This is a genomic window from Chitinophaga jiangningensis (assembly GCF_900142605.1).
Lineage (GTDB): Bacteria > Bacteroidota > Bacteroidia > Chitinophagales > Chitinophagaceae > Chitinophaga > Chitinophaga jiangningensis.
In genome coordinates this window covers 593,876-619,988 of sequence record NZ_FRBL01000001.1, presented here as the reverse complement: position 1 = coordinate 619,988, position 26,113 = coordinate 593,876, and the positions used below count along the sequence as shown (strand labels likewise).

25 protein-coding genes are annotated in these 26,113 nt (G+C 47.1%); 11 read left to right on the top strand and 14 right to left on the bottom strand.

The genetic code is table 11. The annotated features are described in order from the left end of the window. Positions 1–171: 171 nt before the first annotated feature. The 12 genes from ftsA to mraZ form a co-directional block, all read right to left on the bottom strand. Complete coding sequence (gene ftsA / locus BUB18_RS02490) at positions 172–1,575, bottom strand: cell division protein FtsA (RefSeq protein ID WP_073077689.1); 1,404 nt, start codon at positions 1,573–1,575, stop codon at positions 172–174. Further along, positions 1,572–2,675 carry a cell division protein FtsQ/DivIB gene (locus BUB18_RS02485; RefSeq protein ID WP_073077687.1) on the bottom strand — a complete coding sequence of 368 codons (1,104 nt, stop codon included), beginning with the start codon at positions 2,673–2,675 and terminating at the stop codon, positions 1,572–1,574. The genes ftsA and BUB18_RS02485 overlap by 4 nt, the downstream gene beginning before the upstream one ends. A 6-nt stretch (positions 2,676–2,681) precedes the next feature. Further along, complete coding sequence (gene murC / locus BUB18_RS02480) at positions 2,682–4,028, bottom strand: UDP-N-acetylmuramate--L-alanine ligase (protein ID WP_073077685.1); 1,347 nt, start codon at positions 4,026–4,028, stop codon at positions 2,682–2,684. A 124-nt stretch (positions 4,029–4,152) separates the two neighbouring features. Continuing rightward, positions 4,153–5,247 carry an undecaprenyldiphospho-muramoylpentapeptide beta-N-acetylglucosaminyltransferase gene (murG, locus tag BUB18_RS02475; protein WP_073077683.1) on the bottom strand — a complete coding sequence of 365 codons (1,095 nt, stop codon included), beginning with the start codon at positions 5,245–5,247 and terminating at the stop codon, positions 4,153–4,155. A gap of 31 nt (positions 5,248–5,278) precedes the next feature. Beyond that, entirely contained in the window at positions 5,279–6,475 is a 1,197-nt protein-coding gene (locus BUB18_RS02470) for an FtsW/RodA/SpoVE family cell cycle protein (protein ID WP_073077681.1), read from the bottom strand. Positions 6,476–6,519: 44 nt separating this feature from the next. Continuing rightward, positions 6,520–7,860, bottom strand: coding sequence for a UDP-N-acetylmuramoyl-L-alanine--D-glutamate ligase (gene murD, locus BUB18_RS02465; protein WP_073077679.1), 1,341 nt, complete (start codon positions 7,858–7,860; stop codon positions 6,520–6,522). Between the two features lie 42 nt (positions 7,861–7,902). Further along, entirely contained in the window at positions 7,903–9,162 is a 1,260-nt protein-coding gene (gene mraY / locus BUB18_RS02460; RefSeq protein ID WP_073077677.1) for a phospho-N-acetylmuramoyl-pentapeptide-transferase, read from the bottom strand. Between the two features lie 96 nt (positions 9,163–9,258). Then, entirely contained in the window at positions 9,259–10,725 is a 1,467-nt protein-coding gene (locus tag BUB18_RS02455) for a UDP-N-acetylmuramoyl-L-alanyl-D-glutamate--2,6-diaminopimelate ligase (protein ID WP_073077675.1), read from the bottom strand. After that, positions 10,725–12,779 carry a penicillin-binding protein gene (locus tag BUB18_RS02450; RefSeq protein ID WP_245805603.1) on the bottom strand — a complete coding sequence of 685 codons (2,055 nt, stop codon included), beginning with the start codon at positions 12,777–12,779 and terminating at the stop codon, positions 10,725–10,727. The genes BUB18_RS02455 and BUB18_RS02450 overlap by 1 nt, the downstream gene beginning before the upstream one ends. 200 nt (positions 12,780–12,979) lie before the next feature. Then, positions 12,980–13,363: an FtsL-like putative cell division protein gene (locus BUB18_RS02445; protein ID WP_083549277.1), complete on the bottom strand. Its 384-nt coding sequence runs from the start codon at positions 13,361–13,363 to the stop codon at positions 12,980–12,982. A gap of 112 nt (positions 13,364–13,475) precedes the next feature. Continuing rightward, positions 13,476–14,387 carry a 16S rRNA (cytosine(1402)-N(4))-methyltransferase RsmH gene (rsmH, locus tag BUB18_RS02440; protein WP_073077671.1) on the bottom strand — a complete coding sequence of 304 codons (912 nt, stop codon included), beginning with the start codon at positions 14,385–14,387 and terminating at the stop codon, positions 13,476–13,478. Positions 14,388–14,398: 11 nt separating this feature from the next. Further along, entirely contained in the window at positions 14,399–14,866 is a 468-nt protein-coding gene (gene mraZ, locus BUB18_RS02435; protein ID WP_073077669.1) for a division/cell wall cluster transcriptional repressor MraZ, read from the bottom strand. Positions 14,867–15,357: 491 nt separating this feature from the next. On the opposite strand from mraZ, the gene BUB18_RS02430 reads away from it, so the two are divergent. The 11 genes from BUB18_RS02430 (at position 15,358) to BUB18_RS02380 (ending at position 24,463) form a co-directional block, all read left to right on the top strand. Continuing rightward, the gene (locus tag BUB18_RS02430; RefSeq protein ID WP_073077667.1) at positions 15,358–16,194 is read left to right on the top strand and encodes an outer membrane protein assembly factor BamD; all 837 of its coding nucleotides are present in this window, start codon (positions 15,358–15,360) and stop codon (positions 16,192–16,194) included. Further along, entirely contained in the window at positions 16,163–16,504 is a 342-nt protein-coding gene (locus tag BUB18_RS02425; RefSeq protein ID WP_073077665.1) for a DNA-directed RNA polymerase subunit omega, read from the top strand. The genes BUB18_RS02430 and BUB18_RS02425 overlap by 32 nt, the downstream gene beginning before the upstream one ends. Before the next feature lie 78 nt (positions 16,505–16,582). Beyond that, positions 16,583–17,803 (top strand): bifunctional phosphopantothenoylcysteine decarboxylase/phosphopantothenate--cysteine ligase CoaBC, encoded by a 1,221-nt coding sequence (coaBC, locus tag BUB18_RS02420; RefSeq protein ID WP_083549276.1) that lies wholly within the window; start codon positions 16,583–16,585, stop codon positions 17,801–17,803. After that, on the top strand, positions 17,796–18,710 hold the full coding sequence (porD, locus tag BUB18_RS02415; protein ID WP_073077663.1) for a type IX secretion system protein PorD: 915 nt from the start codon (positions 17,796–17,798) through the stop codon (positions 18,708–18,710). Before coaBC ends, porD begins: the two co-directional genes overlap by 8 nt. Positions 18,711–18,782: 72 nt before the next feature. Then, positions 18,783–19,268, top strand: coding sequence for a DUF4296 domain-containing protein (locus BUB18_RS02410; protein WP_073077661.1), 486 nt, complete (start codon positions 18,783–18,785; stop codon positions 19,266–19,268). 17 nt (positions 19,269–19,285) lie between these two features. Beyond that, positions 19,286–19,978: a CoA transferase subunit A gene (locus BUB18_RS02405; protein ID WP_073077659.1), complete on the top strand. Its 693-nt coding sequence runs from the start codon at positions 19,286–19,288 to the stop codon at positions 19,976–19,978. 3 nt (positions 19,979–19,981) lie between these two features. Continuing rightward, positions 19,982–20,638: a 3-oxoacid CoA-transferase subunit B gene (locus BUB18_RS02400; protein WP_073077657.1), complete on the top strand. Its 657-nt coding sequence runs from the start codon at positions 19,982–19,984 to the stop codon at positions 20,636–20,638. 181 nt (positions 20,639–20,819) lie between these two features. Next, on the top strand, positions 20,820–21,065 hold the full coding sequence (locus BUB18_RS02395) for a hypothetical protein (RefSeq protein WP_073077639.1): 246 nt from the start codon (positions 20,820–20,822) through the stop codon (positions 21,063–21,065). Next, on the top strand, positions 21,062–22,192 hold the full coding sequence (locus BUB18_RS02390; RefSeq protein ID WP_317043087.1) for a DUF5723 family protein: 1,131 nt from the start codon (positions 21,062–21,064) through the stop codon (positions 22,190–22,192). The genes BUB18_RS02395 and BUB18_RS02390 overlap by 4 nt, the downstream gene beginning before the upstream one ends. Positions 22,193–22,318: 126 nt before the next feature. Then, positions 22,319–23,158: an aminotransferase class IV gene (locus tag BUB18_RS02385; RefSeq protein ID WP_073077633.1), complete on the top strand. Its 840-nt coding sequence runs from the start codon at positions 22,319–22,321 to the stop codon at positions 23,156–23,158. Beyond that, positions 23,159–24,463, top strand: a complete 1,305-nt coding sequence (locus BUB18_RS02380) for a cryptochrome/photolyase family protein (RefSeq protein ID WP_073077631.1) — start codon at positions 23,159–23,161, stop codon at positions 24,461–24,463. It abuts the gene before it with no gap. A gap of 79 nt (positions 24,464–24,542) precedes the next feature. On the opposite strand, the gene BUB18_RS02375 is transcribed toward BUB18_RS02380, so the two are convergent. Beyond that, the gene (locus BUB18_RS02375) at positions 24,543–25,331 is read right to left on the bottom strand and encodes a 1,4-dihydroxy-6-naphtoate synthase (protein WP_073077628.1); all 789 of its coding nucleotides are present in this window, start codon (positions 25,329–25,331) and stop codon (positions 24,543–24,545) included. Between the two features lies 1 nt (position 25,332). Further along, complete coding sequence (gene mqnB / locus BUB18_RS02370; protein WP_073077625.1) at positions 25,333–26,040, bottom strand: futalosine hydrolase; 708 nt, start codon at positions 26,038–26,040, stop codon at positions 25,333–25,335. Positions 26,041–26,113 lie beyond the last annotated feature (73 nt).

Sequence of the window (26,113 nt, the reverse complement as noted above, 5' to 3'; positions counted from 1 at the left end):
GTACGATTTGTTAATAATGAATTATTAAGAATTAAGTCTGCTTTTACTATGTTGTTACTATGGTTCATATGCCTTATCATTATTAACGATCGTTCTTAATTCTTATTTGTTTCGTTTTAGCCGGCGCAATTATTGTCGGAAGGCTACTAACACAACAATTGCGCCATCTCTTTATAGTTTAGCGTCTTCTTCTTCGGTGAACATGTCGATGATCTTTGTTTTCATCTTGTCGAGGAAATTTTTCAAAGATGCATTTCTTTCTTTAGCCTTTCTATCCTGGATTTCCTGACTGCTGGGTGCACTTTCTTCTACCCAGGAATCCTGTTCTGCCATTGATTGTGCTGCCTGTTCTTTTGCGAGATAGCTGGTATTTATTTTCACGTAGTTTTCTTCCAGTGACTTGCGATCATTTTCATAATCGTTATAGCCTTTAAGAATCAGACCTACGCAGGTAGCATACATTGGTTTCGTCAGTTCGTCGATATGTCCGCTTGCCAGATGCTCGTTAGGAAAACCTATGCGTGCACTTACACCGGTGGTATATTCTGTGAGCTGAATCAGATGCTTCAGCTGGGAACCTCCTCCGGTAAGTATAATGCCGCCATTGAGCATTTTATTGTCCATGCCGATTTGTTTCAGGTGATACACCACGAAATCGAGTATTTCACTCATACGCGCCTGGATGATATGCGCCAGGTTTTTAACAGAGATTTCTTTAGGACTCTGTCCACGTAAGCCGGGTATAGTGATGTAAGCATTGCTCTTCGCTTCGTCTGCCAGGGCGTAACCGAATTGCACTTTCATCTGTTCAGCCTGGGTTTTAAGTACGCCCAAACCGTTTTTAATGTCGTTGGTAATATTTTCACCGCCATAAGGAATTACTGCAGTGTGTTTGAGAATTCCTTCGTAGAATACGGCGAGGTCAGTGGTACCACCACCAATATCCACGATGGCTACACCTGCTTCAAAGTCCATATCGCACATCACCGCTGCAGCAGAAGCCAGTGGCTGTAATACCAGGTCACGGATTTTCAGACCTGATTTTTCCACACTGCGGTTAATGTTACGAATGGCGTTTTTATCGCCGGTGATGATGTGAAAGTTTGCACCCACCTTCACCCCCGACATACCAATGGGGTAGGTGATATTCTGCAGACTATCCACAATATATTGCTGCGGGATCACATCAATGATCTGATCACTTGCAGGAATAACGGTTTTGTACTGATCGTTGATTAACTGATCAATATCTTTCTGGGATATTTCCGCTTCCACATCATTGCGTACTATATCTCCGCGGGTTTGCAAACTTTTAATATGATGTCCGGCAATGCCTACATATACTTCGTTAATCTCCAGGTTGGGGTTGGATGCATAACAATTTTCCAGGGCCTGCCTGATCGCCTTTATTGTTTGGTCGATGTTCAGCACCATACCATGCTGAACACCAAACGATGTGGCTTTACCGAATCCCAGGATTTCCAGTTTCCCGAATTCATTCTTCCTTCCTGCTATGGCAGCAATCTTCGTAGTGCCTATGTCGAGACCTACAATGATAGGAGCTTCCTGATTCATGGCGTTTTTTGTTTTTTTGATGTGTTAACAGATTTATTCCCTGGCTTATACACTGCTTTAGGTTGTTGCTTGGGCTTTTCTGCAGGTGCTTTCTCCTTTTTCTTCACTGTTTCTTTCTTCACAGGCTCCTTTTTCTCCGCCTTAGCTTTTGATTCCGTAGAAGGCCTGGCTGCGGGCTTCGGTTTTACCGCCGCTGGTTCCTCCGTTTTTTTGCTGGTGACTGCTGATGCTGAGTCGTTGTTTTCATATACAGGCACTTCATCTGCTCCATTCACTTTCACACTGTCGGAAGTAATGATTGGTTGCAAAGGTGCAACACCATCTTTCCTTGTACACACCACCTGGTCTTCAAATGCTACGTTGATGCGAGAATAATTATTCCAGCCAACTTTGTTCAGTCCTTCTTTATAAAAAGCCAGTAGCTTGGTGAATTTTTTGTCTATACCCGTGCCATCACCGATTGCAATTACATGATCTCCAAGTTGCGGGATGAATTCGAACTTGTGATCCGGTGTGATCATCAGTTGTTCTACCTGGGCCGACCAGAACGCATTGCCATTGATATAGGTACCCAAATCTACAATCTGCGCGGTGAGCAGGCTATCCGCCCGCTGCAGCTTTTCCGCATCTGTAGGGAAGCCAGTGAATACCGGTACTTTGGCAGCATATCGGGTAGAAACCGGAATTCTTTCTCCCGTTTCGTCCAGGTAAAAACTATTGCCTGAAAATGTAAATACTCTCGCTACCGGTTCCCGCTGTTTGATTTTGATGTTCAGCTGCTGCTGGTTATCAAAATACAATTCGGAATTTTTTACCCAGGGATCGGTATCAATCAGCTTTTCCAGCTGTGCTACATTGATAGATCCAATCGGCTTTCCTACCGGATTAATGCTTTTATCCTTTGTTATCAGGGATTTGATATCCTTTGACTCAATGAAGAAATTGTCATCTTCCCCTTCGAACTTAACAACGATTTTTTTGCATTTGCTTTCGTCTTTTACATTATTGGCGGCTACCAGCAATATGACAAAGCCTGTCATCACGCCTACCCAAAGGGTGGCAATGCCCAGTCTTTTCAATATGTTGGTAGTTTTAGACATACACTATTATAAAATTTCCTTTATTGGTTCTTTCAGCTGGTCAATATCGCCTGCACCTGCTGTAATCAGCAATGGTACGGGTGTTGACTTCAACCATTGTAATACTTCTTCTTTCTGCAGGATGCGTACCGGTACGGTAATCTTACCGGCAATCATCTCGCTGCTAACTCCTTCAATCGGTAATTCACGGGCCGGGTAGATGGGTAACAGTATCACCTCATCTGCCAGCGACAGGCTGGATGCAAAACCATCCGCCAGGTCACGGGTACGGCTAAACAGGTGCGGCTGGAAGATAACGGTGGTTTTTCTTCCCGGGAAGAGGGCTTTGGCGCTGGTGATCAGCGCTTTCAACTCTTCAGGGTGGTGTGCATAATCATCAATATAAATCTGGTGATCATTTTTTACCACATACTCAAACCTGCGTTTGATACCTTTGAAAGAACTCAGTGCTGCACGGATTTTTTCCGTACTGATGCCTAACAGGTGCGCTACGGTGACTGCCACCACAGCATTTTCCACATTATGCATGCCGCCGATGTGCAGTTCCAGATTGTCAATCATCCAGTCTTTATGCATTACATCAAACTCATAACCGCCGTTTTTCATGCGGATGTTTTTGGCGTAGGCATCGGCAACATCGTTTTGTAAACTGTACAGCAATTTGTTGGTCGCATTCAGTTCATTATCACGGTGAAGGCCGAAACGAGCAATCAGCGTGCCATTTGGTTTAATATTGTGCGTATACTGAATAAAAGCGTCTTCCATCGCCTCCGGTGTGCCATAAATATCCAGGTGGTCTGCATCCATGGCAGTCAGTACCGCGATATCAGGACTTAATTTCAGGAACGAGCGGTCGTATTCATCTGCTTCAATCACTGCCACCTGTTTATCGCTGCTCCAAAAATTTTTATCATAGTTGACACTGATGCCTCCCAGAAATGCATTACAACCGTAACCGCTGTCTCTCAGCAAATGAGCAATCATGGTGGAAACAGTGGTTTTTCCATGGGTGCCTGCTACGGTGATGGCAAAGAGGGAGCGGGTGATTTCCTGCAATACATCGCTGCGCTTCACCACTTCGATATTGTTATTGCGGTACCAGGTCAGCTCTGTATGTGTTGCCGGAATGGCCGGCGTGTATACGACCAGGTTAGTATCCCTGTCCAGCAGGTTCACATCATCTGTATAATGGATTTGCATACCTTCTGCTTCCAGCTGCCTGGTAAGCACTGTTGGCGTACGGTCATAGCCACTCACTTTCACGCCTTTTTCATTAAAGTAGCGTGCAATGGCGCTCATTCCGATTCCGCCGATCCCGATAAAATAAACCCTATGTATGTTATTCAAATCCATATTCTCTCTATAACGGAAGATATACGCTGATATATCTGTTTAAGATTTTTATTTTCAATATTTTCTGAAGATTATTTGCATAATTCTTCTTCCGGTTGCGTTACTTTAGGTCGATGCTAACCTATCACTGCATGATGCCAAGTACCTGCCGGGCAATGTCCATGTCAGCATTCGGATGCGCCATAGTACCAATGTTATGCTCCATTTTCTCCATTAACGCCTTGTTTTGGAGGAGACTGAAAAGCACGCTTTCCAGCTCTGTTCCAACCGCATCATTTTTGATGAGCAGGCCAGCTTCTTTGTTTACCAGATTCATAGCGTTGGACGTCTGGTGGTCTTCCGCTGCGAAGGGGTAAGGAACAAAGATGACGGGCTTTTTCACAATGCACAGTTCAGCAATGGCCAGCGCACCTGCCCTGGAAAGCACTACATCTCCCGCCTTATATGCAAAATCCATTACATTGATAAACTCATGGACTTTTACATGAGATGCGTAAGGGGCTGCAGCAGCTTTGGCAGTTTCGTAAAACGGCTTCCCCGTTTGCCAGAGTAACTGAATGTCTTTCTTAACAAAAGTTGCCAGCAAAGGCACCAGTGCTTCATTGATGGCTTTAGCCCCCAGGCTGCCACCCACGGCAAACACCGTTTGCCTGCCGGTAGCCAGGTCAAAATGCTTCAGCGCATCTTCTTTGGTAACGGCCGACTGGGTAATATTATTCCTTACCGGGTTACCTGTTAAAATCAACCTGTCCGCCGGGAAAAAACGTTCCATGCCATCGTACGCCACACATATTTTCTTTGCCTTCTTCCCCAATATTTTGTTGGATTTGCCGGCAAATGAATTCTGCTCCTGTATCAGGGATGGAATCTGCATCCGCTGTGCTGCCCGCAGGATAGGGAAGCTGGCATAACCGCCAACGCCTACTACTGCATCCGGCTGGAATTCCCTGATGATGGCCTTTGCATGCCGCAGGCTTTTCCAGATTTTAAATGGCAGCAATATATTCTTGAAAAGATTGCTTCTGTTGAATCCTGCTATTTCCAGTCCTTCAATCCGATAGCCTGCCTGCGGTACCTTCTCCATCTCCATTTTACCTTTGGCGCCCACGAAGAGGATTTCGGTGTCCGGTTGAATCTTTTTCAACGCATTGGCAATGGCAATCGCCGGGAAGATATGTCCTCCTGTGCCGCCACCTGCTATGATAATTTTGCGTTGCATCTGTGCTGTTGTTACTTTTTTATCTGTTTAATTATGCTACTGCTTCGTTTTCACGGGCAGCCATTACACGTTCAAGTCTTTCTTTTTCTGCTTGTTTACCTTCCATCTCTTCCACATTTCTGGCCACACTCAGGATAATACCGATGGCCAGGCTGGTAAAGATGACGGACGATCCACCCATACTTACCAGCGGCAGTGTTACCCCAGTTACCGGAAAGAGGTGTACGTTTACCGCCATGTTGGTGAGTGCCTGTATCACTAAAGTGACGCTCAGGCCCACTGCGAGGAAGGCGCCAAAAGCGTAGGGGCATCGCCGGTAGATGCGGATGCTCCGCAGCAATAGCAGCATGTAAGCTGCCAGGATCAGGAAAGCTCCCACGAGCCCGTATTCCTCAATGATCGTAGCGTAGATATAATCTGAATAGGCATGTGGTAAAAAGTTACGTTGCGTACTGTTACCCGGGCCTTTTCCCATCATACCGCCGCCGGCGATGGCAATGTTTGCCTGTTGCACCTGGTAAGGTGTTTCCGTATGATCGTCATGTAAAAAGCTGTCAATACGCTTCTGCCATGTTTTGGTACGCATTTCCATTCCTGTTAGCTGGGCTATAAGGAATAGCATGACTACACCTACCGCTCCTGCTGCTACCATGCCGGCAAGGAATTTTACCGGTACTCTTCCGATAAAGAAGAGGATCATACAGCTGGCACCTAACAGTAAAGCCGTACTCATATTGGCCGGCATGATCAGCAGGCAGATGATGCCTACCGGTATTACTATCGGAAGAAATCCCTTTCGGAAATCCTGGATGATATGTTGTCTTCTGGATAACTGCCTGCTTACATACATGAAGATGAAGAGCTTGGCTACATCTGATGTCTGGAAGGTGAGGTTGATGATCGGGAGGCTGATCCATCTGCTGGCCTGGTTGATATTGGAACCGAATGCCAGCGTGTATACCAGCAGCGGTATGGATATCAGGAAGCCTACCTGCGCTACGCGGGAGTAAATCGTATAGTTTACCCGGTGTGCAAAATAGATGATCAGGAGTCCCATCACCAGTACGGAAAGTTGCTTCAGCAGATAATACTCTGTATGTCCGCCTCTTTCGCGATAGGCCAGTGATCCGGTTGCGCTATATACCGACAGCAGGCTAACCAGCGACAGGAAAATCACTATCGTCCAGATAACTTTATCGCCTTTGGTTCTATAGAGCAGATTATTCATATTCGTTTATTCGTGACTGTTACAATACCTTTTAACCCATTATATTATAACTCTCTGACAGCGTCTTTAAACTGCCGGCCTCTGTCTTCATAATTCTTGAAGAGGTCGAAGCTGGCGCAGGCCGGGGAGAGTAGTACCACATCGCCTTTTGCTGCCAGCTTGAGCGCGGTGGTGACCGCTTCCTTCATGCTGGTGGTGTTTACCATCACCGGTGTGTCGTTGCGGAGGGCTTCTTCTATCGGTTTGTTATCCACGCCCAGGCATACAATGGCTTTCACCTTTTCCTGCACCAGCGGGCGGATAGCGCTGTAGTCGTTGCCTTTATCCACACCACCCATGATCAGTACGATGGGCTTTTCCATGCTTTCCAGCGCGAACCAGACTGAATTGACGTTGGTAGCCTTGCTGTCGTTGATGAAGTCCACCCCTTTGACAGTGGTTACATATTCCATTCTGTGTTCCAGGCTTTTGAAACTGGTGAGGCTTTCGCGGATTTTCTCCTTGCGGATGCCCATTGTTTTACCGGCGATGCCGGCTGCCATGGAGTTGTACAGATTGTGTTTTCCTTTCAGCGCCAGGTCATAGATGCTGACTATCACCGGGTCTTCGTCTACCTTTATGTGCAACTGGTCGTTGTCGACATAGCCGCCTGCTTTCAGTCGTTTCATGATGGTAAAAGGTATTGATGTTGAATTAATGGGTTGCTGCGGTAAATGCTGCATGATCTCGGGATCATCTTCACAGTAGACGAATGTATCGTCCTGGGTCTGGTTCATGACAATCCTGAATTTGGACTTCACATAATTCTCCATTTTGTACTCGTACCGGTCCAAATGATCAGGCGTAATGTTCAGCAGGATGGCTACATTGGGTTTGAACTCCTTAATGTCATCCAGCTGAAAGCTGCTAACTTCAATCACATAATACTCCGCTGGTGCGGTGGCCACCTGGCGGGCATAGCTTACACCGATATTACCTACCATGGCCACATCATAACCTGCGTTTTTGAAGAGGTGATAGGTGAGGGCGGTGGTGGTGCTTTTGCCGTTGCTGCCAGTGATGGCAATAATCTTTTTACCTGTCGAAAAACGGTAGGCCAGCTCAATCTCAGAAATTACGGATACGCCTTTTTCACGCACCTTTTTCATCAGTTCAGATTTTTCGGGGATACCGGGGCTTTTCACGATTTCATCTGCGCCAAGTATGATATCCCAGGAATGATGACCTTCTTCGAATGGTATCTGGTTAACCGCCAGTTCCTGTTTATAAATGTCTTTTATCGGGCTTCCGTCTGACACAAAAACTTCATATCCCTGCTGTTTACCCAGCAAGGCCGCGCCAATTCCACTTTCTCCGGCTCCTAATATGATCAGTTTATGTGCCATTTCGTTTATTCTTCTACGTTATTTGATATATTAATAATACTGTTATCTCATTTTGAATGTAGCGATGGCAAATACCACGCACATGATGGTTACGATCCAGAAGCGAACGGAAATTTTGCTTTCGTGGTAACCCAGTTTCTGGTAATGGTGATGGAGGGGCGACATTTTCAGCAGTCGTCTTCCTTCGCCATATTTCTTTTTGGTGTATTTGAAGTAGGACACCTGTACCATTACGGATACCAGTTCTACCAGGAATACGCCGCAGAAGATGGGGATCAGCAGCTCTTTGCGCACGATGAATGCCAGCGATGCGATAATACCGCCGATGGCGAGGCTACCGGTATCTCCCATAAATACCTGTGCCGGATAAGCATTATACCAGAGGAAGCCTACGCAGGCTCCGACGAACGCCGCAATAAAAATGGACAATTCCCCGAGGTAGGGGATGTACATTACATTGAGGTATTCGGCAAACTGGATATTACCGGATACATAGGCGAAGATGCCGAGGCCTACCCCTATAATCGCCGAAACGCCCGTTGCCAGGCCATCTAGTCCATCCGTTATGTTGGCGCCGTTGGAAACGGCGGTGATTACAAAAATTACGATCAGGATATAAAGTACCCAGGTATACTTTTCAGCACCGGGGATCCAGGAGATCAGTTTGGAATAGTTGAACTCATGGTTTTTTACGAACGGGATGGTGGTGATGGGTGTTTTCACATCCACAAATCTGTGTCCATCGCGGGTTACTCTTTCCGGATGGTTTTTTACCGGTCTTTCGTAGGCGGCGATTTTTTTAGGTCCTACTACTTCGCGGGATACCACCACATCGTTGTTGAAATACAGGGTACATCCTACGATCAGCCCCAGGCCTACCTGGCCCATGATTTTGAATCTGCCGGCAAGGCCTTCTTTATTTTTCTTAAAGACTTTAATATAATCGTCCAGGAAGCCGATCAGTCCGAGCCACACGGTGCTCAGCAGCATGAGCCAGATGTATACGTTGGCCACCTGTGCGAATAATAATGTAGGAATAACGATGGCAGACAAGATGATCAGGCCACCCATCGTTGGGGTGCCTTTCTTGGAATTTTCTCCCTGCAGACCGAGTTCGCGGATGGTTTCCCCGATCTGGCGGCGCTGGAGCAATCTGATAATACGTTTACCCAAAAGCAGGGAGATCACCAGCGACAATAGCAGTGCCATGGTAACACGGAAGGTGATGAACTGGAACATTCCACCGCCGATTACGCTGATGTTGAATTCTGTTTTGAGATAATTTAAAAAATAATATAACATATAGTTTTAGTCGTACCTGTTTCACCCTGCCATAGCGGTGTTACAGGTTTTTAAGTCATTGAGTTATTCAAATAATTTACATCAACTGCACTTTCGTTACTTCTCGAGCATTGTCATCATCTCGTGTAATACCTTTTTATCATCGAAGGGGTGTTTGACCCCATGGATTTCCTGGTATTTTTCGTGGCCTTTACCGGCTACGAGGATGATATCGTCTTTACCGGCGAGGGAAACGGCTGTTTTAATCGCTTCTTTCCTGTCGACGATGGCGAGATATTTTTTCCTGAGATGCACGGGTACGCCTTTTTCCATTTCTTCGATGATGGCGGTGGCGTCTTCGGAGCGGGGGTTATCGGAAGTGAAGATAACCTTGTCGCTGCTTTCCACTGCCACATCAGCCATGATAGGGCGTTTGGTGGTATCTCTGTCGCCTCCGCAACCTACTACTGTAATCAGCTGTTCATTGCCTTTGCGGAGGTTTTGTATGGTGGCCAGTACATTTTTCAGTGCGTCTGGCGTGTGTGCGTAATCAACGATAGCGATGATCTGGTCTTTGTCGGACACGAAGTAATCGAAGCGGCCTTCGGCGCCTTGTACATCACTGAGTGCCTGTAGTACTTTGGACTTATCTTCTCCCAGTAACCTGGCGGCACCGTATACTGCCAGCAGGTTATAGGCGTTGAATTCACCGATGAGGCGGAAGTGTACTTCGGTATCATCGATGGACATGATCAGCCCTGTCAGGTTGTTTTCAAGGATTTTTCCTTTGAAGTCGGCCAGGGTATGTAAGCTATATCCTGCTTTGCGGGCTTTGGTATTTTGCAGCATTACGTTACCTCTTTTATCGTCGAGGTTGGTGAGTGCAAAAGCGCCGGCGGGCAGGTTATCAAAGAACGATTTCTTCACGCGGATGTACTCATCAAAAGTTTTGTGGTAGTCCAGGTGATCGTGCGTGATATTGCTGAAAATGCCTCCTGCGAACTGAAGACCTGCGATGCGGTGTTGGTGTATCGCGTGGGAGCTTACTTCGATAAAGGCGTACAGGCAGCCATCTGCCACCATACGGGCCAGCAGTTCATTGAGACTGATAGGGTCCGGGGTGGTATGGGTAGACGGTATAACGGTATCGCCTATCTGATTTTGCACAGTGGAAAGTAGTCCACAGTGGTAGCCCATTTTGGTGAACAGGCGAAACAGCAGGGTGGCGATGGTTGTTTTGCCGTTGGTACCGGTAACGCCCACGAGTTTGAGCTGGTGGCTGGGGTTATCATAGTAGTTGCCTGCTATGATACCACTGGCGGTGGCGCTGTCTTTCACCTGTACATAGGTGATATTGTCGGCAATGTTTGCCGGCATCTCTTCACAGATAATGGCGGTAGCGCCTTGTGCTACAGCTTTGTCGATATATTGGTGACCATCTGCGTGAACGCCTTTAACGGCGATGAAAGCATCGTTTTTACCAATGGCTCGTGAATCAATTGCAATCGCGTTCACGGTAATATCCGTATTACCCTGAACGGCGGTGATGCCTACGTTGTATAATATGTCGCGCAGCGTCTTCATTAGCTGAGTTCTATTACGATGGTTTGTTCGTTTCCAATTTTAGTTCCGCCTGCCAGTGATTGTGTTTTCACTTTGCCGGCGCCTTTAACTACTACACGGAGGCCTGCATTTTCGAGCAGGTACAGTGCGTCTTTGAGTCCCATTCCGGTTACATCCGGCACGGCGCCGCGTTGTTGCGTTACCTGCTGGAAGTTCACTTTCTGGTTTGTTACTTTCGCGCTTACCCAGGCATTAGCGGCTGGGAGGGCGGCGGCGGGGAGTTGCAGTGTATGGAGTATTTCGTTCCATTCTGCAGCTTTCCCTGTTTTCATGGCCAGCATGGTGTCTAGTTTGACATTTGCCTGCATGGGTGCCTGTTTTTCCACGGCGAGTGCATAGAGTTTATCCGCTACTTCCCTAAACACAGGACCCGCTACACTGGCGCCATAGAAGCGGAGTGCATGCGGTTTGTTTTTTATTACTACCACACAGGTGTACTGCGGATCATTAGCGGGGAAGTACCCTGCGAATGATGCCTGGTAGATTTTATCGGCATACCCTCGGCTGCCGTTGGCAACGAGGGCGGTACCGGTTTTTCCGGCGAAGGTGTAGTATTGGTTTTGCAGTTTTTTTGCTGTTCCGTTGGTGACTACCCCTGCCAGCATGGCTTGTACCTGGCGGAGGGTAGTCTGGGAGCAGATGCTGTCCATTACTACCGTTGGTTCAAATTGTTTGACTACCTGGCCATATTCCATGATGGAATTGACGAGGTAGGGTTTCATCATTTTCCCGTTGTTGGCTACTGCGTTGTACAGCATGGCTGTTTGTAGCGGGCTCACGAGCACTTCATAGCCGAAGGCCATCCACGGGAGGGTGGTATTGGACCAGGTGCGTGCGGACGTATTTTTAATGATCGGGCGTCCTTCACCTACGAGGTCAATACCGGTGATAGTATCGAGTTTCAGCCTTTTCAGGTGGTTGACGAAACTATTTGGTTTTTTGCCGTAGAACTGCACGGCGAGTTTGGCCATACCTACGTTGGAACTGAGTTCGAACGCGTGTTTGATGGTTACGTTCTGCGGACCAGGATGTGGTTCGGAGTCGAAAACCGTTCTGCGGCCTACACGCCATTTACCGCCTTCCATGTCGACCATGGTGTTCATGGTGGCGTATTTATCTTCCAGCACAGATATAACGGTGGCCAGTTTAAATACCGAACCTGGTTCACCTACCTGTAGGGCGTAGTTCATATTTTCCCAGTAGCTGCCGTCCGGTTGTCTGCCGAGGTTAGCCATGGCTTTAATTTTTCCGGTTTTCACTTCCATGAGTATACAGGTGCCGTGGTCACATTCATTTTGCACCATCATATTCATGAGGGCTGTTTCCACGATATCCTGCATGTTTACATCGATGGTGGTGACGATATCGCGTCCGTTTTCCGGTTCGATATCGTAGCCTTGCACGGGAACGTAAGTTCCGCCAGCGATGCGGCGCATGAGGCGTTTACCGGTAACACCTTTGAGGTATTCGTCGTAGGTTCTTTCGAGGCCTACGCTTTGTGAATTCTCGCGGGCGAGTCCGATGGTTCTGTTGGCAAGCAGTTTAAAGGGGTTGATGCGTTTACTTTTGGTTTCAGCGATCATACCACCTTTGTTTTTGCCGAGCCGGAACATCGGTAATGTTCTCAGGGTTTGGTACTGGTTAAACGGTATATCTCTTTTTAGGAGGAAGTACCGGTCTTTAGATTTGTACCCTTCTCTGAGCAGTGTTTTGTATTCCTCTTTTGAGCGGTCGTTAAACAGCTGGGAGAGGCATAGGGCAAGGGAGTCCAGGTTTTCCCTGAAGACTTTTCCTTGTTTATCTCTTAGTCCGTCTGCGGCAAAATCTATTCTGATATCGAAATAGGGGATAGAGGAAGAGAGCATTCTTCCTTCTTCAGAATAGATGGTACCTCTGTCGGCGTCGAGGGCTACGTATCTGGTATGCAGGCTGTCTGCGATACTTCTCCAGTAGCTGCCCTGAACGTTTTGGATATAAAAGACTTTAGCGAGTATAGCGACGCTGAACAGCGCCATGCCTATTACGCATAGATAAACTCGCCATAATATGTCTTTTTTTACATCCACTTTTTTGTTGTTAGCTCCCTTTAGGGGGAGATATAATTAAGTATGATACCTGACACTGGCGGTTTTATTGAGATGCTTGCCATATGATATTTACCAGCATCCCCGCCTATACAGATATGTAAGGGCGGGCAGTATCAGGTATCAATGTGTTAATCATTTTTTTCTGTTTCATTTTTCAGCACAATTTTTCGAGGGGGGGAGTTCAGTTGTTTGAGTCCCAGTTGCTCTACGGATTTGCTGACTTCACTCATTTTGCTTTGGAACATGAGCTCACTCTTCACGTTGATATATTCCCACTTAAGCTCTTTGATTTCTTTGCTAAGCTGATTGATACGGCGTATTTTTTTTTCAGCGAGGTGGCTGTTGGCGATATAGATAAGCGCCAGGGCAGCAAGAAAAAGGATACGGGGCATGTTCTGCACCAGCATTGAATAGTTGATGCGGAGCCGCCATTCCTTTTTAGGTTCCTGCAAAGGGATATGATCTTCGCTGGGGGCCTCCTGGTTTTTATCGATAATTTCTTCCTCGGACACGCGCTATGCTTTTTAAGGATTATGAAATGGATAGACGCCTACGCCATCATCAGTTAAAGCCTTCACAGTGAATAGGAATGATAGGATTGGAGCTGCGTTGTAAGGCGCTGTGCTACAAGTTTTTTTCGGCTACACGCAGTTTTGCACTTCTGGATCTGCTATTGTTTTTCAGTTCTGCGTCGCTGGCGGTAACCGGCTTTTTTGTGATTAATTTGAACAATTTAGGGGGTGTTTCCAAGCCAAACGGATCGTCTTGTGCTTCCTCGAAACTGCCAGATTTCATAAAGTTCTTAACCATTCTGTCTTCCAGTGAATGGAAGGTGATGATAGCGAGTCTTCCGCCTGGTTTCAGTACTTCAGCGGATTGTGACAGTAAATCTTTCAAAGCTCCCAGCTCATCGTTAACGGCTATACGCAGTGCCTGGAAGACCTGGGCCAGGTATTTCTGCGGGTTACCCTTTACGATGGGTTGGATTACAGATTTGAACTCTGCAATGGTACGCATGGGGTGTGCTTTCCTGTTTTTGACGATGGTTTGGGCCAGTGTTTTCGAGTTGGTTACTTCTCCGTATTCCTGGAACAGGAGATGTAGTTTAGCTTCGGACCATGTTGCCAGCAATTTAGCGGCGGTGAGGTCGGTTCTGGTGTCCATACGCATGTCCAGATCGGCGTCGAATCGAATACTGAATCCTCTTTCTGCAGTATCAAACTGATGGGAGGATACGCCGAGATCTGCCAGTATACCATCTACAGGCTCTGCTTTATGTAATTTCAGGAAACGCTGCAGGTGCCTGAAGTTCTGTTGTACAAAAGTGACGCGGTCGTCTATAATCCTGTTACGGTAAGCATCTTCGTCCTGATCAAACACAATCAGTCTGCCGTTTTCACCTAGTCTTTCCAGTATGGCTCTTGAATGTCCTCCGCCTCCAAACGTAGCATCCACATATGTTCCGGATGGATTGATGTGAAGTAACTCCGTTGTCTCCTGCAGCAGAACAGGTAAATGATATTGCTGTTCGCCCATACGCTACAGATTTAAATTGTGTTGTTGTTATCTCCTCCGCCCATAACCTGTTGTGCCAAATCACTGAAGGCTGCTGGTGAGAAATTTTCAAAGAACTCCTGGTATTTACCACTATCCCAGATCTCGATTTTATTGGTGGCCGCAGCCAGAATAATATCTTTTTCCAGATTGGCGTAAGAGAGCAGGTTTTTAGGTACCAGCAACCTTCCCGCGCTATCCAGCTCCAGTATGGTAGCCCCGTTGAGAAAGTAACGCTTGAACTCTCTCACCTTCGGATCGAAGTCATTCAGCTTACTGATTCTTTCGAAAATGGGCTGCCATTCATTCATCGGATACAGGGACAAACATTTCTCAAACCCTCGGCAAATCACAAACTGTCCTCCAGCGCTTTCCTGAACCTGCTTTTTGAATCCGGCAGGTAGCAGAAAACGCCCTTTTGCGTCCAGCGTTGCTTCGTATTCACCGAGAAAACCAGTCATACCATGGGGTAAAGTCCTTGAAATCCATTTTCTAACACAAAATAACACTTTTTCCCACTTTTTAACGAAAAAATGCTTTATAAATTTTTTCCACAGGAACAAAAGGCCACAGGTGTTGATTTTATAGGGGTTTATGTGTAGGGAGATGTGGATTTCTCTGGGATGGGTGTGCGCAATGTGTTAATAAGTTTAACTGAGGGATGAGCCTGAGGCAAATAAGGCCATGGACCTGCAATTGGTGCGACAAATATTTCCCGGTTTTTTTTCGGGTCATCTGAAATTATACTTAGTTTTTAATTCTAATTCGTTCCGGCACCCCCGTTAAAATTTTATCATCAAAAAATTTTTTTTGAATTTCTCATTTCTTTTTTTAAATCACCATTAATTTTTGCCAGTTTGTCGACTTATTCGGCCCTTTTGCAAAATTTTAACAGCAACGAAAATCTCTCTACCTTACATTTACATTTAATTCTTAATTTTGCCACTCTTTTATGCGGAAATTTTTATTGTTCATCGGTGTCCTTTTGATTGCTGCAATTTCTTTCTCCTCCTGTAATAACGAGTTACGTAGGATAGAAAAAAGCAATAACTTTGAAAAGAAGCTGGCATACGCCGATAAAATGTACCAGAAGAAAAAATACAATACTGCGCTTACGCTGTATAGCGACCTCATGCAGGTGTATAAAGGTACCGACAAGTTCGAAGGACTCTACTACAATATGGCTTATTGCTCTTACTACCTGAAAGACTACGTACAGGCCGGTTTTAACTTCAAAAACTACCTGGACCTCTTTCCAAACAGCCCGAGAGCAGTAGAAATAGACTATATGCAGGCCTATTGCTACTATAAGCAGTCGCCTAAGGTGTCGCTGGACCAAACCAACACCACCAAAGCCATTGCCGCCATGCAAACGTTCGTGAACAACTACCCTTCCGCTCCTAAAGTAGCCGAAGCCAACCTGGTAATCGAACTCTGCCGCCGCAAACTGGAAAAAAAAGAATATAACGCAGCCGAATTATATTATAACCTCGGCTACTTCAAAGCTGCCGGTATCGCCTTTAAAGGTCTCATGCGTAACTACCCTGATTCCGATAAGTCCGACAGCTATAAAGTAATGGCTATCAAAGCTTACTACTCTTACGCCAAAAACAGCGTAATGGATAAGCAAAAGGAAAGATATGAAACCGTAGTATCGGAATATCTTGACTTCAATGACCACTATCCAAATAGTAAACTGAAGCCTGATGCCGAAAAATTTTATACCTTAGCGCAATCAAACATTAAAACTCTGGAAAATGAGCAAAATAAAGCGAAGTCTAACCAGTAGCCTTAATCCTTGGGTAGAAACCAGAAATACTACCGATATTAAGAACAGAACTGGGAATTTATATGAGTCTATTGCCGTGATCGCAAAACGCGCCAATCAGATCAATATTTCCGTGAAAGAGGAGCTCCATTCCAAACTGGAAGAGTTTGCAAGTCATACCGACAACCTCGAAGAAGTGCACGAAAACAAAGAGCAGATCGAAATCAGCCGCTTTTACGAAAGACTGGCTAACCCAGCGATCCAGGCTACGCACGAATTTCTGGATAACAAAATCTATTTCCGTAAAAACGATGATGACCTGTTCAGCTAATCGTTACGGGAATAAATAAAAATATTAATTTCATGGCGGCAGATATTTTTCTGCCGCTTTTTTGTTTCATACACGTCCATGGACACTACTAAGATATTACACGGCAAAAAAATACTGCTCGGCGTGTCCGGTAGTATTGCCGCCTATAAGGCCGCTACCATCGTGCGACTCCTCGTAAAAGAAGGAGCCCAGGTGAAAGTTGTCATGACCCCGGCAGCCGCCGGCTTCATCACGCCACTCACCCTCGCCACCCTCTCCAAAAATGAAGTACCCCTTCAGATCAGTGACCACGACAGCTGGAATAATCACGTAGCCCTCGGCCGATGGGCTGATGTGATGCTCATCGCACCGGCATCCGCCAATACCATCGCCAAAATGGCCAACGGTCTTTGCGATAACCTCCTGCTCGCCACCTACCTCTCCGCCACCTGCCCGGTGATATTTGCACCCGCAATGGACGAAGACATGTGGCACCACCCGGCCACCCGTTATAACATCGAAAAACTCATCTCTTATAAAAATATTCTTATCCCCGTAGCCAATGGCGAGCTCGCCTCCGGCCTCGTAGGAGAAGGCAGAATGGCCGAACCGGAAGAAATCCTCGCATTCCTCCGCCGCCATTTCAGCAAGTCCGGCTCCCCTAAACCACTCGCCGGCAAACTGGCCGTGGTAACAGCTGGCCCAACCATCGAACACATCGACCCGGTGCGCTACATCTCCAACCACTCCAGTGGGAAAATGGGCATCGCCATCGCCGAAGTGCTCGCCGATGCCGGCGCACAGGTGAAGCTGATCCTCGGACCCACCCACCTCAGCACCAACCACGCCGGCGTGGAAACGATCCGGGTGCAGTCGGCCGAAGAAATGTTCCATGCCGTAATCGCCGCCTACCCACTGTCCGACCTGGTAGTGGCCGCCGCCGCCGTAGCCGACTACCGCCCGGCACAGGTAGCCGATAAAAAGATCAAGAAAGGAGAGGTACAGTTAAATATACCTTTGGAAAAAACGCACGATATCCTGCGTACTTTGGGTAATAACAAAGGACCACAGCAAATGCTCATTGGATTCTCCCTGGAAACAAACAACGAAAAAGAATATGCCCTCAAAAAGCTCAGGGAAAAGCACCTCGATATGATCGTGATGAACTCCCTGGCCGACCCGGGTGCAGGTTTTAACTATGATACGAATAAGGTAACCCTGTTCGACCGCAAAGGCCGCGAAAAAAGCCTGCCCCTCAAATCGAAACAGGAGGTAGCCCAGGACATTGTTTCAGCTATAATAGAACTGCAAAATGCTTAAACGCTTTTCCGTATTCCTGCTCCTATGCTGTGCAACCTTGTTTGCCAACGCCCAGGAGTTCCGCGCCAACGTAACTGTAGTGGCCACCCAGCTGACCGGTGTGGATAAGAAAATCTTTACCACACTGCAAAACTCCCTTAAAGAGTTTATCAACAACCGCCACTGGGCCAGCGATGCCTACTCCCCGGCTGAACGCATCGAATGCAATATCATGCTGAACCTCACCGGGGTAGTCAGCTCCGATATCTATCGCGGTACGCTCACCATCCAGGCCACCCGCCCGGTATACAACGCCAGCTATGTGACCAGCCTGCTCAATATCCAGGATAACAACGTACTGTTTCGTTACACCGAATTCCAGCCAATGGAATTCAATGATAACCGCGTTGCCGGCAGCGATCCGCTGGCAGCCAACCTCACCGCCATCTTTGCGTATTACGCCTATGTGATGCTGGGACTGGATGCCGATTCCTTCTCGCCAAGAGGAGGGGATGCCTTCTTCAAAAAAGCCCAGAACGTAGTAAATAATGCGCCGGACGGTAAGGACGTATCAGGTTGGAAAGCCTTTGAAAGTCAGCGTAACCGCTACTGGCTCACCGATAACCTGCTGAACGTGAAGTTCAACAACTTCCACGATGTGATGTACCAGTACCACCGTATGGGACTTGATCTCATGTATGACGACGTAAACACCGGCCGCGGCGCCATCATGAACTGCATTAACCTGCTATATGCCATCTACCAGGATGTACCCAACTCCATGCTGATGCAGACGTTCTACTCTGCCAAAGGAGATGAGCTGCTGAAGATATTTTCTAAAGCCATGCCACAGGAAAAAGCACGCGCCGCAGAAATGCTGGCAAAGATGGACATCCCCAACGCCGCAAAATACCAGCAGATGCGATAGCACTGCTGCCGCTTATATTATTTTATCAGCAAATGTTGATAGCTTTACGCTTTCTACAACGCAGCCATTAACATGCATTATATTAAGAAACTCAGTGTAGTCGCATTCCTGGTAGTATTGTTCGCCTGTGGCGATAAAGACCGTATTCCCGGGAATATCATGAAGCCGGAAGAAATGAGTGCCGTCCTTGCGGACCTGACCATTGCGGAAGCCTATGGTAACAACTTTGTGGTGAATAACAATCCCGGCAGCTACGATTCCCTGCGCCAGGAAAAAATTAAAGTCTACTCAAAACAGGTACTGGATCTGCACCAGATATCCGTAAAAGATTTTTACAACAGCTACAGCTGGTACGAGCAACATCCGGATAAACTCACGGCTGTACTGAACCAGGTAACAGCTAATCTCACCGAAAGAAAAAATAAAGCCCCGGACATGGGCCAGCTGTCGGCCCCGGTAGCCTACCGCCTGCGCACCCTTTTCCCGAATGCAGAAAAGGCCATCCTGATTTCGGCCAACAGCGATACCACCAAGCCATTTATCAAACGTCAGAAATAAAAGAAAAACACCAAAACATGAACAAAGTATTCGCAAATGCAGACGAGGCCATACGCGACATAGGAGATGGAGCCGTGCTGATGCTGGGAGGGTTTGGTTTATGTGGTATTCCTGAAAACAGTATTGCTGCACTGGTGCGAAAAGGTATTAAAGATCTTACCTGTATATCCAACAACGCCGGTGTGGATGATTTTGGCCTGGGACTGTTATTGAAAACCCGCCAGATTCGAAAGATGATGTCGTCTTACGTGGGCGAAAACGCGGAATTTGAAAGGCAGCTGCTGGCCGGAGAGCTGGAAGTGGACCTGATTCCGCAGGGAACACTGGCCACGCGCATCCAGATGGCAGGCATGGGCATTCCCGCCTTTTTCACCCCTGCCGGTTATGGTACCGAAATCGCGGAAGGTAAGGAAGTACGCGTATTTGACGGCAAGCATTACCTGATGGAAATGGCGCTGCACGCTGATTTTTCCATTGTGAAAGCATGGAAAGGCGACACCATGGGCAATCTCGTTTTCCGCAAAACTACCCGTAATTACAGTGTACCAATGGCTAAAGCAGGTAATGTTACTATCGTAGAGGTAGAACACCTGGTGCAGCCCGGTGAGCTGGACCCTGACCAGATCCATGTGCCCGGAATCTATGTGCACCGCATTTTCCAGGGAAGCAATTATGAAAAAAGGATTGAACGTAAAACGGTAAAAATCTAAACTATGGCGCTTGATAAATATGGCATCGCCAAAAGAATTGCACAGGAACTGCAGGATGGTATGTACGTGAATTTAGGCATCGGTATACCTACGCTTGTTTCCAATTATGTGCCATCCGGTATCAGCATTATGCTGCAGTCAGAAAACGGCATGCTGGGCATGGGACCTTATCCTACAGAAGAAGAAATAGATGCAGACCTCATCAATGCCGGTAAAGAAACCGTTACCGTATTGCCTGGTGGCAGCTTCTTTGATTCCGCAGAAAGCTTTGGTATGATCCGCGCCGGTAAGGTGGACCTTACCGTGCTTGGTGCGATGGAAGTATCTGATAAAGGTGATATCGCCAACTGGAAAATTCCCGGTAAAATGGTGAAAGGTATGGGCGGCGCCATGGACCTGGTAGCTTCCGCACGCAATATTATAGTAGCCATGATGCATACCAATCCCAAAGGAGAAAGTAAGCTGCTGCCTGCCTGTACACTGCCCCTTACCGGCGTTAGCTGTGTAAGGAAAATCGTAACGGAGCTGGCTGTACTGGAAATAACCCCTGATGGCTTCCTGCTGCTGGAAAGAGCTCCCGGTGTGAGCACAGAGGAAATTAAAGCTAAAACAGCCGGTCGCCTGGTTGTACATGGTGAAGTGCCGGAAATGAAGATATAAGGAAAACAGCGTTTCCTGTGCAAAAGTCCCATGCCTTCGGCACGGGACTTTTGCGTTCTGTAAGGGCCGCAGGCCCTGACCACCCATCTTTTCTTGATACATATATACATAGTGTGATTTTGTTTAATGCGATAAAACCATTATCCTTGCGCCCACATTTATCCTAAACCTAACACGACCTATGAAGAGAATTTCTACTTTTCTTTTCCTGGCATGCAGCACTGTAGCCGCGCATGCACAGGATCTCCCCGGATTTCGTTCCAGTAATTATGCAGGTGTTTACAGTGTGTATGGCAACCCCGCCAACATTGCCGACGGCCGGTATAACTGGGATGTGAGCATTTTTGGTGTGAACGCCCACGTGGGTAATAACCAAGTGAAATACAAGCTGAGTAACATCGGTGATGCCTTGGTGAAGATACCCTGAAAAGCCAGCTGTTTGGCGCTAACAGCGGTACCACAAAAGCCCTGGTGAATGCGCAGGTGTACCTGCCCTCTTTTATGTTTAAAGTGAAGCATTTCACCTTCGCATTTACGAGCAGAGCAAGGGTGATGGCTAACATTGCTGACCTCAACGGTAAGCTGGCGGATAAAGTGTCCAGCGACTTTAGCGATGATCCGGAGTTGCCGTACACCATTACCTCTAACGACAAAATGCGCGTGAGCATGAATGGCTGGGTGGAATATAATCTCTCCACTGCCAGGGAAATTATTCACCTGGGCCCGCACTATGTAAAAGGTGGCGTGACCATCAAATACATGACCGGCGTTGGTAACGGAAGTCTGCAAATCGACAACCTGCATGGGACATTGATAGAAGATGAAGGGGCACAGGATGTTGCACTGACCAATGCTACCGGTAAGATCGGTACCAATTTCGCAGGTATCAGCTTTACCGATTTTGAAGCCGGTGACCTGACCCGATTTGTAGGCCATGGCGTTGGATTTGAGCTGGGTGCAGTGTATGAATATCGCCCGGGCGACAGTAAGGATTACAAACTTCGTGTAGGCGTGTCGTTATCTGATATTGGCCGTATTAAATATGAGAGAGATGTACAGCGCAGCGGCACTTTCAATATCAACATTCCGGCTAACCAGAACTTCTACCTGAGCAGTCTGGACGGGGTGAGCATTGATGACTACAAGACAGCGCTGAACAAATATCCACAGTATTTTACACCGGATGGTAATAACGAAAGCACAACGTATAGTGTGAGCTTGCCAGGCCGTTTACAGCTCGATGCGGATTACCATATCAAGCAGCATTTTTTTGTGAATGCAAACGGTCAGTTTTCGCTGGCTACGCTGAAGAAAAAAGCGTTTAACAGTCAATACTTCGGTGGGCTGACGGTAACACCAAGATACGATGGCCGCATCTTCGGATTCTTCCTCCCACTTAGCTATAATACACTGACGAAGTTTAATGCAGGAGCGAGCTTCCGCGTAGGTCCGTTATTTTTGGGTAGCGGTAGTGTGCTGACGGCGCTGGCCGGTGGTGCACATCAGGCGGATTTCTTTATTGGCGTTCGTTTTGGCGGATTACAACGTAAGTAGTTTTTTGTTGAGATGCAGCCGTTTTGTTACAAAAAACAGACATTCAGCTTTAACAAAAAAGCTGCATCTCAACTTATCTAAATCGGGAATTATTGGGTAACTTACAACTTGCTAAAAGTCATTGAAGTGCAAGTTGGATTCCTTTGTTATAACGGCAAATTTATACCTGCCGGAGAGCCTATTTTTACAGCAGACAACCGTTCTTTCAGATATGGTGACGGTTTTTTTGAAACGCTGAAGGTGTACCAGGGAACTGTGCTGCTGGCCGATCTCCACTATGAACGACTCATGGCCAGCTTACACCTGCTGCATTTTGATATTCCTCCTTCATTTACTAAAACGTTTTTCATAGAGTCTATCCTGGAATTGTGCGCCAGAAATAAATACGATGACCTCGCGCGGGTGCGCATTGCTGTATTTCGTTCTGATGGAGGCCTGTATGATCCGGTTAATAATTTACCCAACTATGTGATACAGGCCTGGGAGCTCAGCAAATCCGTGCTGGAGCTAAATGAATCCGGCCTGGTAACAGATATCTTTCCGGATGTGAAGAAGAGTGCGGATAAGTTGTCATCGATTAAATCCAACAACTGTTTATCGTACGTAATGGCCGCCATGTATGCCCGCCAGCACCGGCTGAATGAGGCTATACTCCTGAATCCTTACGGCCGTATAGCGGATAGTACTATCGCTAATGTGTTTATAGTAAAGGGTAAGGAGATATTCACCCCACCATTGACCGAAGGTCCCGTATGTGGGGTAATGCGCAAGTATTTATTACAGGCCGACCTCCCTTATCATTTTCAGGAAAGGCCCCTGGAAATTGAAGACCTGGAAAATGCCGATGAAATTTTTCTTACCAATGCGATATACGGAATCCGTTGGGTAGGCACTTTCAGGGATAGCAGTTATGGCAATGCCACTGCTGCGGTTTTACACGAACTCCTCCACGAAAATATTCTTTAAATGGCAGCTCCTGTTGTTAATTTATGTTGGTTCCGCCGTGATCTCAGGCTGGACGATAATGCAGCATTATATCATGCTTTGAAGTCGGACAGGCCGGTATTACCGGTGTTTATTTTTGATACCAATATTCTCCGGGATTTGGAAGATAAAACCGATGCAAGGGTTACTTTCATCCACCGGACGTTGGTGCAGCTACAGCGGCAGCTGCGTAATTATGGTGCTAATATGGAAGTCTTTATCGGCACACCGGAGGAAGCGTTCCGCTATTGGACCGGTAAATATCAGATAGGAGCAGTATATACCAACCATGATTATGAACCTTATGCGAGGCAGCGGGATGCCGCTGTAGCTAAGCAACTGGCGCTGGAAGGCATCGGTTTGCTGACGTTCAAGGACCAGGTTATACTGGAAAAAAATGAAGTACTGAAAGATAACGGAGAGCCCTATACGATATTTACTCCTTACAGTAAAAAATGGCAGCAGGTGCTCACGCCTTTTCACCTGAAGCCCTATCCGGTACGGCGTTATATGTCGCACCTCTTTAAGGCGGCAGCCACGGATATTCCAACGCTGGCAGCTATCGGTTTTCAGCCATCCGGCTTGGCATTACCATCTGCAGAATTGAACGAAGCCATTGTTGCGCACTACGATCAAACCCGCGATTTTCCGGCGCAGGAGGGTACATCGAGGATGGGGCTGCATTTACGTTTCGGTACGGTGAGTATCCGGCAGCTGATGAAAGAGGCGCTGGCATTGAATGCTACTTATGTGAATGAGTTGGTATGGAGAGAGTTTTACCAGATGATTCTCTGGCATTTCCCGCATGTGGTAGGACATTCATTTAAAAGGGATTATGATAAGATTCCATGGAGAAATAACGAGGTGGAGTTTAAGCGCTGGTGCGAAGGCCAAACGGGTTATCCGATTGTGGATGCCGGTATGCGGGAGTTAAATGCAACGGGTTATATGCATAACCGGGTGCGTATGATTACGGCGAGTTTTTTAACAAAGCACCTGCTCATCGACTGGCGATGGGGCGAGGCTTATTTTGCTGCGAAGCTGCTGGATTATGATCTGGCGGCGAATAACGGCGGGTGGCAGTGGGCGGCCGGTTCAGGCTGTGATGCGGCGCCTTATTTCAGGGTGTTTAATCCCACGTTGCAAACGCAGAAGTTTGATAAGGATTTAAAATATATACGTAAGTGGGTGCCGGAGTTTGAGAGCTTTGAGTATGTGAAGCCGATTGTGTCGCATGAGATGGCAAGGAAGCGGGTGTTGGAGGTGTATGCCAAAGCGTTGAAGTGATTTAAGCAAAGATCCGGGCCGAAAGGCCCGGATCTTTGCTTATTTGCCTGCGCCGAAGGCGCAGGCAAATAAGCAAAGATTATCGTTTGGCAGCAGCCATCAGGGCATCCACGGCCTTATGTCCTTCTTCGCCCAGGTCCAGGCTAAACTGGTTTACATATAAATCAATATGCTGACGCATCACCGCTTCATCCATTTCCTGTGCATGTGATTTCACGTAGTCGGACAGAACCGGGTACTGGCTGTAAGCGTGCTGCAGGCTTTCATGAATAAGCTGATCGAGTGCGGCACGTTTTTCAGGTGCAATATCTTTTTTTATGAAGATGCCACCGAGCGGGATAGGGTTACCCGTCGTTTGTTCCCAATATTCACCCATGTCCATCACCTTTTTGAGGCCTTTTAGCTGGTAGGTGAAGCGGTTTTCGTGAATGATTACACCTGCATCAGCTTCCCCGTTCAGCACAGCGTTTTCGATGTCAGAAAACACCATGATCTTCTTGTTTTTTGCTTCCGGGAAGGCGATAGAGAAAAGGAGGTTGGCGGTAGTGTTTTCACCTGGAATGGCAATGGTTTTATTTTTTACCTCTTCCGGGGCAAGCGGTTCTTTGGAGATGAGGAGTGGACCGCATCCGCGACCGAGAGCGCTGCCACTGTTGAGCAGATCATACTGATCTTTAACTTTCAGGTATACGGCAAAGGAGAGTTTTGTTACATCCAGTTTGCCCTGGATAGCCCAGTTGTTGAGTGTTTCAACGTCTTCGAGGCGGGTGTCAAAGCTAAAGCCGTTCGTATTGATTTTATTATTCACCAGTGCGTCGAAGATGAAGGTATCATTCGGGCATGGTGAAAAGCCGAGCGTTAAATTCATATCAGAAGTTTTTTGTTACGGTAGTATAGTGGGCACAGAGTTCTTCTACGGTGCGCACAAGTTCATCGTTCAGGTTTTTAACGGCAGTAGGTATTTGCCATTTGGATTTATCCCTGATTTCCACGTAGTTAGATATACTCCTTATTTGAAGGAAGGGTATGTTTTCCTGTAGGCAGGCATAGTGAAAGGCGGCGCCTTCCATACTTTCGGTATCGGGCTGGTATTTAGCTTCCAGTTGTGCAATAGTGGCGGCGCTGCCGCTAACGCGGTTCACGGATACGCCGGTGGCGGCGGGCAGTTCCAGGGCGAGTGGCCAGGCATGAAAAGTATTGACCAGGCTGGTGCCGGTGAATGGATGCTGGGATTCCTTCCAGAGATTGATATCAAATAAATCTTTAAACTGATCATTGTCCTCCGCGCCGAGGTCGGCCAGGTGTTCACTTTCAACGGCCACTACGGCGCCAAGATGCCAGTCCTTGCGGAAAGTACCGCAGATACCGGCCTGTATGGCCACATGCGGGGTGTGCAGGGTAAAGTATTTACCAAGGCTGAAAGCCGTATGCATCATGCCGATGCCGGCGATGAGCACATCTACCTCGCATCCGGTTAATCTGAACCGGTAATCCGATACCTGCTGGCTGTGTTGCTCCAGGTATTGCAGAAAGGGCTTTATTTCCAGGCTAGTAGCCGCTGTAACCAATATTTTCATGCGATAAAAGTACGGTAAAATCAGGTTTTTGAAGTGTAAAACAATTGACAGGAATAAGGATAATTGGATTCCC